This window comes from Caminibacter sp., from assembly GCF_053999135.1.
The window spans coordinates 1-13,265 of record NZ_JBMXVQ010000028.1 but is presented as its reverse complement, the minus strand read 5'-3'; the positions used below and the strand labels follow the sequence as shown (position 1 = coordinate 13,265).

19 protein-coding genes are annotated in these 13,265 nt (G+C 34.6%); 5 read left to right on the top strand and 14 right to left on the bottom strand.

Annotation, left to right across the window (positions count from 1 at the left end):
* A partial coding sequence (locus ACXJH6_RS02450) for an ammonium transporter family protein (protein WP_456470180.1) occupies positions 1-972 on the top strand: 972 nt, incomplete at its 5' end.
* 9 nt (positions 973-981) lie between these two features.
* Here ACXJH6_RS02450 and ACXJH6_RS02445 read toward each other — a convergent pair.
* Entirely contained in the window at positions 982-2,964 is a 1,983-nt protein-coding gene (locus ACXJH6_RS02445) for a methyl-accepting chemotaxis protein (protein ID WP_456470179.1), read from the bottom strand.
* An 83-nt stretch (positions 2,965-3,047) separates the two neighbouring features.
* Here ACXJH6_RS02445 and bcp point away from each other — a divergent pair, with 83 nt between their 5' ends.
* The 3 genes from bcp to ACXJH6_RS02430 are packed head-to-tail and all read left to right on the top strand — an operon-like array spanning position 3,048 to position 5,036.
* The gene (gene bcp / locus ACXJH6_RS02440) at positions 3,048-3,512 is read left to right on the top strand and encodes a thioredoxin-dependent thiol peroxidase (RefSeq protein WP_456470178.1); all 465 of its coding nucleotides are present in this window, start codon (positions 3,048-3,050) and stop codon (positions 3,510-3,512) included.
* Positions 3,496-4,575, top strand: a complete 1,080-nt coding sequence (locus tag ACXJH6_RS02435) for an ion channel (protein ID WP_456470177.1) — start codon at positions 3,496-3,498, stop codon at positions 4,573-4,575. Before bcp ends, ACXJH6_RS02435 begins: the two co-directional genes overlap by 17 nt.
* Entirely contained in the window at positions 4,572-5,036 is a 465-nt protein-coding gene (locus ACXJH6_RS02430) for a Crp/Fnr family transcriptional regulator (protein WP_456470176.1), read from the top strand. The genes ACXJH6_RS02435 and ACXJH6_RS02430 overlap by 4 nt, the downstream gene beginning before the upstream one ends.
* On the opposite strand, the gene smpB is transcribed toward ACXJH6_RS02430, so the two are convergent.
* The 13 genes from smpB to mqnP all read right to left on the bottom strand — a co-directional run bounded on the left by smpB (position 5,033) and on the right by mqnP (position 12,369).
* Positions 5,033-5,488, bottom strand: a complete 456-nt coding sequence (gene smpB / locus ACXJH6_RS02425) for an SsrA-binding protein SmpB (RefSeq protein ID WP_456470175.1) — start codon at positions 5,486-5,488, stop codon at positions 5,033-5,035. The two genes, ACXJH6_RS02430 and smpB, sit on opposite strands and share 4 nt — an antisense overlap.
* Positions 5,485-6,249 carry a glutamate 5-kinase gene (gene proB, locus ACXJH6_RS02420; RefSeq protein ID WP_456470174.1) on the bottom strand — a complete coding sequence of 255 codons (765 nt, stop codon included), beginning with the start codon at positions 6,247-6,249 and terminating at the stop codon, positions 5,485-5,487. The genes smpB and proB overlap by 4 nt, the downstream gene beginning before the upstream one ends.
* Positions 6,230-7,315: a GTPase ObgE gene (obgE, locus tag ACXJH6_RS02415; protein ID WP_456470173.1), complete on the bottom strand. Its 1,086-nt coding sequence runs from the start codon at positions 7,313-7,315 to the stop codon at positions 6,230-6,232. The genes proB and obgE overlap by 20 nt, the downstream gene beginning before the upstream one ends.
* Before the next feature lie 11 nt (positions 7,316-7,326).
* Positions 7,327-7,629 (bottom strand): hypothetical protein, encoded by a 303-nt coding sequence (locus tag ACXJH6_RS02410; RefSeq protein ID WP_456470172.1) that lies wholly within the window; start codon positions 7,627-7,629, stop codon positions 7,327-7,329.
* A 61-nt stretch (positions 7,630-7,690) separates the two neighbouring features.
* Complete coding sequence (gene rpmA / locus ACXJH6_RS02405) at positions 7,691-7,951, bottom strand: 50S ribosomal protein L27 (RefSeq protein ID WP_456470171.1); 261 nt, start codon at positions 7,949-7,951, stop codon at positions 7,691-7,693.
* Between the two features lie 14 nt (positions 7,952-7,965).
* Positions 7,966-8,277: a 50S ribosomal protein L21 gene (rplU, locus tag ACXJH6_RS02400; RefSeq protein ID WP_456470170.1), complete on the bottom strand. Its 312-nt coding sequence runs from the start codon at positions 8,275-8,277 to the stop codon at positions 7,966-7,968.
* 84 nt (positions 8,278-8,361) lie between these two features.
* The gene (locus ACXJH6_RS02395; protein ID WP_456470169.1) at positions 8,362-8,736 is read right to left on the bottom strand and encodes a RidA family protein; all 375 of its coding nucleotides are present in this window, start codon (positions 8,734-8,736) and stop codon (positions 8,362-8,364) included.
* Positions 8,737-8,750: 14 nt separating this feature from the next.
* Positions 8,751-9,578 (bottom strand): patatin-like phospholipase family protein, encoded by an 828-nt coding sequence (locus tag ACXJH6_RS02390; protein ID WP_456470168.1) that lies wholly within the window; start codon positions 9,576-9,578, stop codon positions 8,751-8,753.
* 75 nt (positions 9,579-9,653) lie between these two features.
* Positions 9,654-10,046: a 30S ribosomal protein S9 gene (gene rpsI / locus ACXJH6_RS02385; protein WP_456470181.1), complete on the bottom strand. Its 393-nt coding sequence runs from the start codon at positions 10,044-10,046 to the stop codon at positions 9,654-9,656.
* A gap of 5 nt (positions 10,047-10,051) precedes the next feature.
* Positions 10,052-10,474, bottom strand: a complete 423-nt coding sequence (rplM, locus tag ACXJH6_RS02380) for a 50S ribosomal protein L13 (RefSeq protein WP_456470167.1) — start codon at positions 10,472-10,474, stop codon at positions 10,052-10,054.
* 83 nt (positions 10,475-10,557) lie between these two features.
* Complete coding sequence (locus ACXJH6_RS02375) at positions 10,558-11,031, bottom strand: DUF6115 domain-containing protein (protein ID WP_456470166.1); 474 nt, start codon at positions 11,029-11,031, stop codon at positions 10,558-10,560.
* Positions 11,021-11,530, bottom strand: coding sequence for a hypothetical protein (locus tag ACXJH6_RS02370; RefSeq protein ID WP_456470165.1), 510 nt, complete (start codon positions 11,528-11,530; stop codon positions 11,021-11,023). The genes ACXJH6_RS02375 and ACXJH6_RS02370 overlap by 11 nt, the downstream gene beginning before the upstream one ends.
* On the bottom strand, positions 11,527-12,369 hold the full coding sequence (gene mqnP / locus ACXJH6_RS02365) for a menaquinone biosynthesis prenyltransferase MqnP (protein WP_456470164.1): 843 nt from the start codon (positions 12,367-12,369) through the stop codon (positions 11,527-11,529). Before mqnP ends, ACXJH6_RS02370 begins: the two co-directional genes overlap by 4 nt.
* Positions 12,370-12,433: 64 nt before the next feature.
* Between mqnP and miaA the strand changes: the two genes are divergently transcribed.
* On the top strand, positions 12,434-13,265 hold an 832-nt coding region (miaA, locus tag ACXJH6_RS02360), incomplete at its 3' end, for a tRNA (adenosine(37)-N6)-dimethylallyltransferase MiaA (RefSeq protein ID WP_456470163.1).

Sequence of the window (13,265 nt, the reverse complement as noted above, 5' to 3'; positions counted from 1 at the left end):
GAGTGGAACGAGAGCAGTATGAGCAAATATGCGGCTTTTCTTTTTCAAATGGCTTTTGTAGGAAAAACGATAAATATAGTAAGCGGAGGGGTCAGTGAAAGAATAAGAGTAATTCCTTTAGCAATATTTGCCGTTTTTATGGCGGGATTTATTTATCCCTTAATAGTTAACATTACATGGGGAGAAAATATTTTGGCAAATACTTTTCTTGATATTTCAGATATGCATGATTTAGCCGGAAGCAGTGTTATTCACTCAACAGGCGGATGGGCTTTGCTTGCCGCTATTTTAATTATAGGACCAAGAAAAGGAAAATATACAAAATCCGGAAAAATCAGGGTAATACCGGCAAGCAATATTCCACTGGTAGTCCTTGGTGCATTCCTGCTGTGGATAGGCTGGTTTGGATTTAACGGGGGAAGCGTGGGAAGCATTTCAAGTAAAGAAAACGCAGACACCGTAGCCCTTGTAATTATGAATACAAATAACGCAGGTCTTATAGGAGGTCTTATCGTAGCTGTTTTAAGTTATCTTAAATACAAAAAATTTGATATAACGATGATATTAAACGGAGCTTTAGGCGGACTTGTGTCAATAACAGCAGGAGCGGATATAATAAACCCTTATACAGCTTTATTAATAGGGGCAACAGGAGGAGCGTTGGTATTTTATGCAGTGCCTTTTTTTGACAGATTAAAAATAGACGACCCCGTAGGTGCCTTGTCGGTTCACCTTCTAAACGGTATCTGGGGGACTGTAGCTACAGGTATCTGGGGAGAAGGCGCAAGTTTAGCTTCACAGATAAAAGGTGCGGCCGTTATAGGAATTTTCGTTTTTGCAACATCTTTTGTCCTCATTTATATAATTAATAAAATAATGCCTTTTAGAGTCGATGAAGAAGACGAAATTGAAGGACTGGATGTAAACGAATGCGGTATAGAATCATATCCTGAATTTAAAAGAGCCTTTTAAAGGCTCTTTTTAAATTTTAAACTGACTAATTTCTCTTAATAATTCCTGGGCAAGTTTAGCTATTCTTTCTATATAAGTTTTATTTGAAATGATGCTTTGTTTATTTTGGGAAGAGAGTCTTTCTATTTCATCCATTTTCCTAATAAATTCCTGCATAATTTTTACTATATTTTCTATTTCTTCAACATTAAGCTCAACTTTTTGAACCACTTCTCCCATTTTACCGGATACGTCTTCTATTCTTTCCTGAACAACCAGCGTTTGCTCCGTAACGGCGTTTACATTTTGAATATTTTTATTCATCTCATCACTTGCAGCGTTTATAGCCTGAACGATTACATTAATAGTAGCGTCAATTTCCCCAAGCGATTTTTGAGTTCTCTCAGCCAATTTTCCGACTTCATCCGCAACTACGGCAAATCCTCTACCATGCTCTCCGGCCCTTGCCGCCTCAATTGCCGCATTAAGGGCCAACAGGTTTGTCTGGTCGGCTATTTCACGGATTACGGTTAAAACATTTTTTACCTGTTCGGCATCATGAGAGAGTTGTTGAAGTTTTAAAGCAAGCTCATTTTCATTTTGAGCGTTAATTTGTATATTATGCATAGTCTCTTCTATAATTTTTATGGCTTCTTTTAAAGAGGTATTAGCCGTTATAATAGCGTTTTTAACTTCATTTGAATTTTCAGATTCTTCACTAAGTTTATCTTTTAAATTATCAGCCGTTTCAGCCGCATTCTCAACAATAACCGCTTCTTGTTGAATATTGCCGGTAATAAAATCAAAAGATTTTTTAAGATTTTGAACCACTCTTTGGTTCTCAACCGAACCCTGATAAGCTCTCACCATAATGTCATGTAAAGACTCTATAAATCCTTTTAAAGCCATTCTTATTTCACCAAACTCGTCGTGTTCATAAATTCTAACGTCAATTGAAAGGTCTTTATTTTTTGCAATCATTAAAATCAGATTTTTTAAACTTCTAAGCTGCAACGCAAAAGAACGGATAATTAAAGAAGAAAGAACTATTATTACAATAATTGATACAATACCGAGTATCACATCTATAATAGCGGTATCTTTAATAACTGAAAGGTCTTTTTTAATTATTTTGGCAATCGTATCGTCTATTTGTTTAAGCTTGTTTATTTTTTTTGTAATGGTTTTAAACCAATATTCAGCGTCAATACCAAATCCGCCGGTAGTATGTTTTGCTATGGCCACAGCCCTCATCTTCTCAACCGCAGCAAAAGAAGGGTCTTTTATTATTTCATAATATAAAGATTTCATCTCTTTATTCGCATATGTCAAAAAGTCATCCAAATAAGCTCTCTGTTCGGCTATCAGGGTAATAAGTTTTGTATACATTCCCGGGGCGAATTTATCAGCACCAAACGTAGCGCTTAATACCGCCCTTTCTATTCCGGCTCTCTCTTTTGCTTTCAAAAACGAAGTATAAGCGGCAAGGTCCATAGCGATTTGTTTATTAGGAGCGTATGTCGCGCTCATACCTATAATTTTTAAAATCTGGGCATTCATTTGAGTATACCATTTAACCTCGTCTTTTAAAGAAATTTCAAAATTGTCCACTTTTCTTCTTATTTCAGGAAGTTTTGCAAGATAATCGTTAAGTTTGTCAATAGCTTCCTTAAATTCGGAAGGAAACTCAGACAAATCCATTTTTGTAAGAGTCTGTTTATATTCTTTTATTCTTTTATCGGTAAGCATTCTCTGTTTTGGCAGTATTTCTTTAAATTTTTTACCATGACTTCCGATATATCCGGCACTAGCCCCTCTTTCTTTTTGAGTTTCGTGAATAAGTCTGCTTAAAGACTGACTTAAATCAATCAGCTGTACAAGCTTTTCTTTTTGGGATTCATATACAAAGTGATGGTAAAGCTCTTTTCCCGTAAAATATACAACCATCGATACGGAAAAAATGACTATCAGTATAACCTTAGCTTTAACGCTAAGTTTTTTTAAAAAGTCCATTGTTGTCTCCCATTAGGATTTAATAATAAATCGTCTCTTTTTGATATAATTTAAATAGAATAATATCACAAAAAAGGAAAAGCATGAAAGCATATGATTTTTGCCTTCCAAACCAGGACGGCGTAGAAATATGTCTTAGGGATTTAAAAGGCAGATGGATTGTCCTATATTTTTATCCAAAAGACAATACACCCGGATGTACCACAGAAGCTAAAGAATTTAGCGCTCTTTTAGACGAATTTGAAAAGTTAGGAGCCGTAGTTATAGGAATAAGTCCCGACAGTCCCAAAAAACACTCTAACTTTATAGAAAAACACAACCTTAAAATAACCCTTTTAAGCGACGAAAACAAAGAAGTTTTAAAAGCGTACGGGGCATGGGGCAAAAAAAAGATGTATGGAAAAGAGTACGAAGGAGTTATACGCTCTACTTTTCTTATAGACCCAGACGGAAATATCGTAAAAGAATATAAAAAAGTAAAAGCAAAAGGTCATGCGGCCAACGTTTTAGAAGATTTAAAAGTTATTACAAATGAAACTGAAAATTAAAGCGATATCTTTTTTTCTTTTTTCATTTATCGTTTTTTTAATTTTTATATCGGCAATTCTTCCTTTAATAGACAACAAAGCTTTTAAAAGTTTTTCCGAAGCACTTTACTGGGCTATAGTAACCGTATCGACTGTCGGATACGGGGATATTACGCCAAGCAACATATATTCCAGAATAATAGCAGTTATTTTAATAATATACGGCCTAATGGCTATGAGTCTTTTTGCCGCATTTGTTACGGCTAAACTGGTAGAAATTATTATCGACAGATTTAAGGAATGGGAAATTATGGACAACGTACGAAATCATTTAATAGTATGCGGTTACAATCAGCAAACGCAGCTTTTGATAAATACTTTTTTGGAAAAAAAACTTTTTCCTCCAAATCAGATAGTATTAATTCACGAGCAGTTAACCCCTGAAATAGAAACGCTGCTTGAAAAATATAAAATAAAGTTTATCCAGGGAGATTTTTCAGAAGAAGAAATACTTAAAAAAGCAAAAGCCAACGAAGCTTTAAAAGCCCTTTTAATATCGGAGAACGAAATTAGCGATACAAAAATTTTATCGACAGCGATACTGCTAAAAGATTTAAAAAAAGACATCTATATAATAGCCCAGATAGCAAATCCTAAATTTCAGGTTTATCTTCAAAAAATCCACTGTGACGAAATAGTGCTCTCCAAAGAATACAACAGTTTTTTAATGGCAAAAAGCACTGTATCTCCCGGTATTTCAAAAGTCATTGGAGAAATATTAAAAGACGACAGTTTCTATATCAAAAGATACTACGGTAAAAAAACAACATACAAAATGTTGTTTGAAGAGTTTTTAAAAAAAGGGGAAATTTTAGTAGGTATTATAGAAAACTACGGAAGAGCCGATGAATTTATAAAAGAATTCGTAGAAGAGATAAAAAAAGAATCAAAAAGAATAACGGAATTCGTAAAATATTTAGAAGAAATAAAACATAAAGAACTAAATAAAGTTATTTTACACCCGAATGAAACTTATACAGTAAATAAGTTTTGCGGACTTATAATCTTAAGGAGAAAACCATGATACATCACCCTGTTTTCAGCGGCCTTACACAAAAAGAATTTGAAACCGCAATTAAATATTTTGAAAAGAAACTGTTTAAACCTGATGAATTTATTGTAAAAGAAAATGAAAACTCGGATATGGCTTTTTTACTGCTTGAAGGTGAAGTAGAAGTTATTAAACTTACGATATATAAAGACGATTATGTAATAGAAACAATAAAAGCGCCTTCTAAAAACTTTTTTGGAGAAGTGAATTTAATAGATAAAGGAGCCGTCACATCAACCATAAAAACCGTTACCGACACCGTTATTTTATATATAACCCATGAAAGGTTTAAAACTCTTACTTATTCTCATCCAAACATAGGGGTTAAAATGCTGTGGGTAATAGCCGAAGATTTGGCAAGACATTTAAGAAAAGCCGACCAGGATATAATTACCCTTTTCAACGCTTTTATAGAAATGGTGGAAAACGACTAAAAACCATACCTCTTCATAGCCGCAGCCGCCTCTTTTTTTAGTTCTTTTTCTTTCATAACGCGTCTTTTATCATGTAATTTTCTACCTTTTGCCACAGCTATTTCAAGTTTTGCTTTGTTTTTATTATTAAAATATATTTTCGTAGGTACAAGGGTATATCCTCTCTCACTCGTATATCCGGCAAGTTTTGCTATTTCGTCTTTATGTAAAAGCAGTCTTCTAGGTCTTTTCTCATCATGTTTAAATGCATTGTATGTTGTATCAAGATTACTTATATGTCCCTGAACCCACCAGGCTTCCCCGTCTTTTATTTTAACAAAACTGTCTTTAAGATTGGCCCTGCCGGCTCTAAGGGCCTTTACTTCACTTCCTTTAAGCTCTATTCCCGCTTCGTATTTATCGAAAATATCATAATCATGATACGCTTTTCTGTTTGTAGCGACTACTTTCATGCGACCTCCTTAGGTCTAAAGAGTGTTCCTTTTGCTTGATTGCCCTTTAAAAATTCTTCAACCGCTTCAAGATTTTCACCGCTTGTCAAAAACATAGGTTTGCCTCTTTCCATTAAAAATTTAGCGGCTTTTAATTTGGTAACAATTCCGCCTGTGGCAAAAGCGTCGTTGGGATTACATTCCTGAATAAGCCACTCGTTTTCTATGTTTTCCACAACCTCAATAGGCTTTGCGTTTTTATTGGTCTTTGGATTATCTGTATAAAACGCATCTATATCACTTATAATAAAAAGCATATCGGCATCGAAATAATACGTTACATAAGCGCTAAGCTGGTCGTTATCGCCAAAAAGTATCTCTTCTACCGAAACCGAATCGTTTTCGTTTATAATGGGAATAACTTTATTTTCAAGTAAAACGTTTATCATTTTTTTAGCGTTTTCGGTTCTTTTTCTACTGTCAAAATCAGCGGCCGTAACCAACACCTGGGCCACGGTTATTCCGTATTTATTAAACCTTTCTTTATATTCTCTCATCAAAAGAGGCTGACCGATTGCCGCAAGGGCCTGCTTGTTTTCAAGGCGGCTTTTATCAAGAGGACATTTCGTATATCCGGCTCCAACGGCACCCGAACTTACCAGCATAACTTCATATTCTCTGTTTAGTTTTGCAAGTAACTCCACTATCTTGTCAATTCTTGGAGAGAGTTTTCCGTTTTCATAAAGCGTAGCCGTGCCTACTTTAAATACCAGTCTCTTCATTTTCCGCATTTTCTTCTTCTTTTTTAGCTTTTTCTACCATATCCGCTAAAGCAAATTTAAGTGCTTCAAGATTTATTCTTGCCGCCGCACTGATAGGAAGTACAAATGTTTTATCATCAAAATGACACGGAAGTTCAGGGTCGGCTCCGTATTTTGGCTCTGTTTTTTCTATTCCCAGTTTTTCAAAAAACTCTTCAACTTTTGAAATATCAACAGTATCCACTTTGTTTAATGCTATGGCATAATCCCTGCTAGCAAGTTTCTCACTGTAGTTTTTCAGCTCTCTTTGCAGGGTTTTAAACTGATATACAGGGTCTCTAAATGATGCTAAATCAATTACATAAAGAATAATTTTGGTTCTTTCAATATGTTTTAAAAATTCAAGCCCGAGCCCCTTTCCTTCATGCGCCCCTTCAATAATTCCCGGGATATCGGCCATTATAAAACTTCTGTATTCATCTATTTTTACAACTCCTAATTTTGGAGTAAGCGTTGTAAATTCATAATTGGCAATTTCAGGTTTTGCATTGCTCAGAGCTGATATTAGGGTGGATTTCCCGGCATTTGGGAATCCGACAAGCCCAACGTCAGCAATAAGTTTAAGCTCCATTACAATCTCAAGCTCTTTTCCCTCTTCACCTGGCTGAGCGTATCTTGGCACCTGGTTTCTACTGCCTCTAAAATGCCAGTTGCCAAGTCCTCCTCTTCCTCCTTCAAGCAAAACTTTTCTCTCTCCGTGATATTTCATATCAAGTAAAACTTCTCCGGTATTTGCGTCTTTTATTAATGTCCCGGGAGGTACTTTAAGAATCAAATCTTCTCCATTTGATCCATGTTTTTTTCTGCCCTCTCCCGGACGCCCGTTTTTGGCTTTTAAAATTCTTTTACCTTTAAAATGAGAAAGAGTATGGGTATTATTGTCACACTCAACTATAACATCTCCCCCTTTTCCTCCGTCCCCTCCGTCAGGACCGCCTTTTGGAACAAATTTTTCACGTCTAAAACTTACACACCCGGCTCCGCCTTTACCGGATTTGACGGTAAGTTTAATATTATCAACAAACATATTTCCTCCTATTATTTGCATTTAATAAAAATGTAATCTTTAAATAAATCCAACTCTTTAAAACATTTAACTTTATAAATTAAATTATCCCGATAAAAAAAATAATAATTATACACGGGCTTTTTAACTATTTCCGTCTTATAAAATCTTATAAAACCTTTTTTACCAATTTCCTTTTTTTCTTCAACTTTTACAAAAGATTTATCACACTCTACTTTATCGATTTGTGCCATTACTTTTTTATGAGACGAAGTAAAAATTATCCATTTAGCAAAAGATACAGACACTAAAAATGCCACAATAAGTATTCTCATACTAAAACCCTAAATTTAATTTATAAAATTATACAAAGTCAAGAAGGAAAAAAGAAGAAAATTAATCTTTTGTAGGATAAACTGATACTTTTTTTCTGTTTTTATCTTTAATTTCAAACTTTACATACCCGTCTATTAAAGCGTAAATAGTATGGTCTTTTCCAAGTCCTACATTATTTCCAGGGTGAACTTTTGTTCCTCTTTGTCTGATAATGATATTTCCAGCTCTTACGAACTCTCCACCAAATTTTTTAACGCCGAGTCTTCTACCGGCTGAGTCTCTGTTATTCTGAGTTGAGCCTTGCCCTTTTTTATGTGCCATTTTGTCTCCTTAAATTAAGCTATGATTTCTTTAACTCTAACTTTTGTATAATCTCTTCTAAATCCTCTTTTTTTCTTAGAGTCTTTTCTTCTTCTCTTTTTGAAAATAATAACTTTTTTACCTCTGTAGTTTCCGATTACTTCTAAAACTACTTTAGCCCCCTCAACATTCGGAGTGCCTACTTTAGTTTCATCTCCGGATACCAACAAAACATCGCTAATTTCAATAGTTTGTTTTGGTTCCGCTCCTTCAATTCTATCAAGGTCCAATACGTCTCCAACATTTACTTTATATTGTTTTCCACCATGTTTAATTACTGCATACATTCTCTTAACCCTTTAATTGGTTTTTTAGTGTGAAATATTACACTCTCAAACTTAAACAAAACTTAATTTAAGTTTTGTTTAAGATTAATCTTCGATAACCGCTATACACTCTATCTCTACTTTTGCACCTTTAGGAAGCTCTTTTACGGCAACCGTACTTCTTGCCGGTTTATGAGAAAAATATTCCGCATATATTTCGTTTACCGCCGTAAAATTATTAATATCATCAAGAAAAATAGTCGTTTTTACTACGTTTTCTATCTTAGCACCCGCAGCTTCCAAAACGGCTTTTAAATTTTCGCATACCTGTTTTGTCTGAGTCTTTACATCCGCATCTAAAAATTCCCCGTTTGGAGTTAACGCTATTTGTCCGGAAGTAAACACCATATTTCCGACTTTAACAGCCTGAGAATAAGGTCCTATGGCTTCTGGTGCGTTTTTTGTATAAACTTTTTGCATAAAATCTCCTTTTTTCAAATAATTATACCCTCTTTTTTAGCTTTTTTAAGAGCTTCTTTTGTTAAAAATCTGCCTATTTCTATAAGCTCCGGAGCTTTATGAAAATCATACCAGCTCGCTATGTTTTGAGGTATTTTGATTTCTATATCGGGGATATACTCGGCTTTTCTGTATCTGAAAATAGCCTCCATCATTAAATTTATAGATTGATTTACAACATCCTCCTTTTCGCTAAATATCTTTTTCCATACATCTTCTAATATATTTTGTTTTTTTCTAATTTCATAAGGCAGCTCGATATCAATAACTTTATTATCTCCGTATAAATTAACGGCAATTATAATATCGCTCATATCACTCATAACAGGCGCTACAGGCATTAAATTCAACACTCCGCCATCCACCAATATTCTACCGTTTATTTTAACGGGTTCAAAAAAACCCGGAATTGCACTTGAAGCTTTAACGGCTGTCCACAAATCACCTTTTTGAAACCAAATTTCTTTTTTCTTCGTCAAATCCGTAGCAACCGCTGTAAATTTCACAGGAAGATGTTCTATTTTATGTTCTCCGGCTAATTCTTTGACTTTATTGAATATTTTATCTCCATCTAATTTAAAAGGCGGTTTATAAAACTTAAAAATATCCAAAAAATCCAAACTCATAACCCAGTTTTTATACTTTTCCAAGGCCCCACAAGCTTCGACAGCGCCTATTACAGCCCCCATAGAGGTACCGGAAATGCTCATTATCTCAAAACCGTAACTTTTAAGTTCTTCTATAACTCCTATATGAGCATATCCTCTAGCTCCACCACCGCTTAATACAAGGGACACTTTCATAAAAATAACCTTTTTTTTAAATTATAACATTGTTGGATTAAATGATTTTTAAAGAAATAAAAGAAGAAAGAAAAATTATCTTTTTGAGAATTGAGGAGATTTTCTTGCTTTCTTTTTCCCGTATTTTTTTCTTTCTACCACTCTTGCGTCTCTTGTTAAAAGTCCCGCAGGTTTTAGAATGCTTCTGAATTCAGGTGCGTATTCAACAAGAGCTTTTGAAATTCCGTGTTTAACAGCATCAGCCTGAGCCGCAAACCCACCGCCTATTACCTTAACTTCGATATCAAAGTTACCTTCTTGTTTAGTAAGCATTAAAGGCCATCTAACTCTAAGCTTAAGAGCTTCTCTTCCTCCTAGAAATTCATCAAGAGGTTTTCCGTTTACCGTAATAATCCCGCTCCCGTTTTTAAGCCATACTTTAGCTACCGCTTCTTTTCTTTTTCCAGTTGCGTAAATTCTTCCATGCATTTTCATTAGTTACCCTTTACTTGAGCTGTATGAGGATGATTTTCACCTGCATAAACTTTTAATTTTTTAAGCATTTTTCTTCCAAGTTTAGTTTTAGGAAGCATTCCCCTAGTTGCCAGTTTAAATAATTTTTCCGGATTGTTTTTAAGAAGTTTTTCAACGGTCTCTTCTTTAACATGACCGAAATATCCGGTATGTTTATAATATCTGTCTTCAAGTTTTTTAGAAGTTGAGAATCTGACTTTATCCGCATTGATAACAACTACATAATCCCCGCAGTCTACGTGAGGAGTATAATAAGGTTTATGTTTACCTCTTAAAATAGTAGCAATTTCAGTAATCAATCTACCAAAAGTCTTATCTTTAGCATCTATTAAAATCCAATCTCTTTTAACATCTTCTTCTCTTATAGATTTAGTAAATTTCATTATCACACCTTTTGTGAATTTTTTAGGTATGAAATTGTAGTCTCCAAAACTTAAGAAAAACTTAATTTAAGTAAACTTTAAGGTTAGAAACTTGAAAATTTAACTATAAGGTCAACTTCTCCGGCGGGAATTCTAAGTTCTCTTGATATTTCTTCTATCGAATAACCGTTTTTATAAAGAGTCAGTATCCTCTCCCTGTCAAGTTCTCCTATATTGGTAATATTTTGAATTTTGTCTTTTTTCAAATCTATTTTAAGCTTTGCCAGTTCTTCTTGAATTTCAATATAAAAAGCCTTGTTTTTCTCTTCTAAAGCTCTCATATCGTCCACTAAAGAGTCCATAATCTCTTCAAGCCTTTCAATAGCTCCTATAAGAGGTTTGTTTTTATCTTTCTTTTTCAGTTCGAAAAGTTCCTTGTTTATATCCTCAAGGGCAAGTTCCAAAGCTCCAAACTTCTGTTCTATAAGTTTATCTCTTTTTAAAATATAGATAAACAAAAAAAGAACAAAAAAACTAAGTCCGCCGAACATTAAATATATAATAACGTTACCGTCCATTTTTTGCTCTCATTTCTCTTATTATAGCCCTTTCCCTGGCCGTTATATAAGCGTTATAATCTTTTATATCCCTGTCATGCATATGAAGAATTTTAGCTTTTTTTTCATCCAATGCTTCAAAAATAACAGGCACTTTTCTTTCGGGGAAAACAGGCAAATCAAATCTTCCGTAATATTTTTTACCATGTTCAAAAATAGAATCTTTTATCTCAAACCCTTCAAATCCGACTCCCGAGGTTTCACTGTTGAATTTTAAAGGCAAAAGTTCCTTTTTTTCGTTTTTAACAATTGAAGTTAGTTCGTCCACTTTTCTGTGAAGGGCTATTAAAAGCTCAAGAAGTACCGGGTCTGTTTCTTTTGTTTCTCCCCTGGCTTTTGCAAGTTTTATATATTGTCCTATAGGGTCTTCCGTTTCGGCTCCAAGCTTATCAAACTCCTCTTTTAATTTCTCGTTAAGTTCGTCAAATTCGATTGTTACGTATGCGGGAACCAGTCTCATCCAACCGCCTTATCCAAAATTATTAATATTAAAAACACTATTCCGAGTATCCCGTTTACATCAAAAAACGCTTTTGGAATATTTTTATAATCACGGCTTACGAGTTTATGTTCGTAATAAAGCATACCGGCGGCAAAAATCACAGCCAACCATCCAAAAAAACCAACTCCGGCATAAGCTGAAAAAAGAGCCCAGAAAATCACGGCTAAAACATGAAACATCCTCGATATAAACACGGCACCTTTTTCCCCTACCATAGCGGGAATGGAATAAAGCCCCTCTTTTTTATCAAACTCCATATCCTGAAGCGAATATAAAACATCAAACCCGGCAACCCAAAACATAACGCCAAAAGCCAAAAAAACACTCCAGCACGGAATAGTCCCCGTTACGGCTACGGCTCCCGCAATCGGAGCAAGCCCCAGAGATACACCTAAAACCAGATGTGAAAACTCGCTAAATCTTTTAAAATAACTGTATCCCCCCAATATTATTAAAACAGGGATAGAAAGTTTAAAAGCCAAATCGTTAATCATATAGGCACTGCCGATAAAAATAAGAGCGTTTGCCAGAATAAAAAGCTTTATTTCGCTTTCGCTCACTTCTCCAGTAACCGAAGGTCTATCCTGAGTCCTGGGATTTTTGGCATCAATATCCCTGTCAACAAGCCTGTTTACCGCCATAGCAAAGTTTCTTGCGCTAACAGCAGCCAAAAGACCTAAAATAAAAAGTTTCCACCCAAACCATCCATCCGCCGCTACTATCATAGCAATCAGTATAAAAGGTATGCTAAAAATAGTATGCGAAAATTTCACAAGTTCCATATATTTTTTTATCACTGCTTTTCCCTTAATAAATCATTTTATCCTTATATTTTGTATAATTGTAACAAAAAAGGAAAAAATGTTTGCAATAATAGGACCAACGGCCAGCGGAAAAAGCGATTTGGCTATAAAACTAGCGTTAAAACTCGGATATGAAATACTCTCTTTAGACAGTCTGAGCATATATAAAGAAGTAGATATAGCATCGGCAAAACCTTCAAAAGATGAACTCTCTTTGGTAAAACATTACGGAATAGACGAAATATACCCAAACGAAAAATTCGACGTAAACAAATTTATAAATATATATAAAAAAATTCAACATGATAAAATAATAATAGTGGGCGGAACGGGTTTTTATTTAAAAGCTATGATAGAGGGAATTTCCACAATGCCCAAAATTTCAGAAGAAATAAAACAAAAAGCCAAAAAAGGAAATTACGAAACCCTAAAAAAAATAGACCCCGCTTTTGCTGCAAAAATATCTCCAAACGACTCATACAGAATTCAAAAAGGGCTTGAAATATTTTACGCCACATCCACACCTCCTACACAATATTTCAAACTAAACCCGCCAAAACCTGTACTTCCCAATATTCCCATTTTTGAAATAGAAGTTAAAAGAGACGTCTTAAGGGAACGTATTAAAAAAAGAACGGAAAAAATGTTTAAAAACGGCCTTATAGACGAAGTAGCGTACCTTGAAAAAAAATACCGCGACAGAAGACTTCTGGCATTAAAAGCCATAGGGGTTAAAGAAGTGCTTGATTATTTTAACGGAAAATACGATTATGAGTCATTAAAAGAAAAAATAATAACAAACACCGCCAGACTGGCAAAAAGACAGCAGATTTTCAATAAAACCCAGTTTAAAAACAAAATATCCGCTCCCCTTGAAAAGCTTGAAGAAA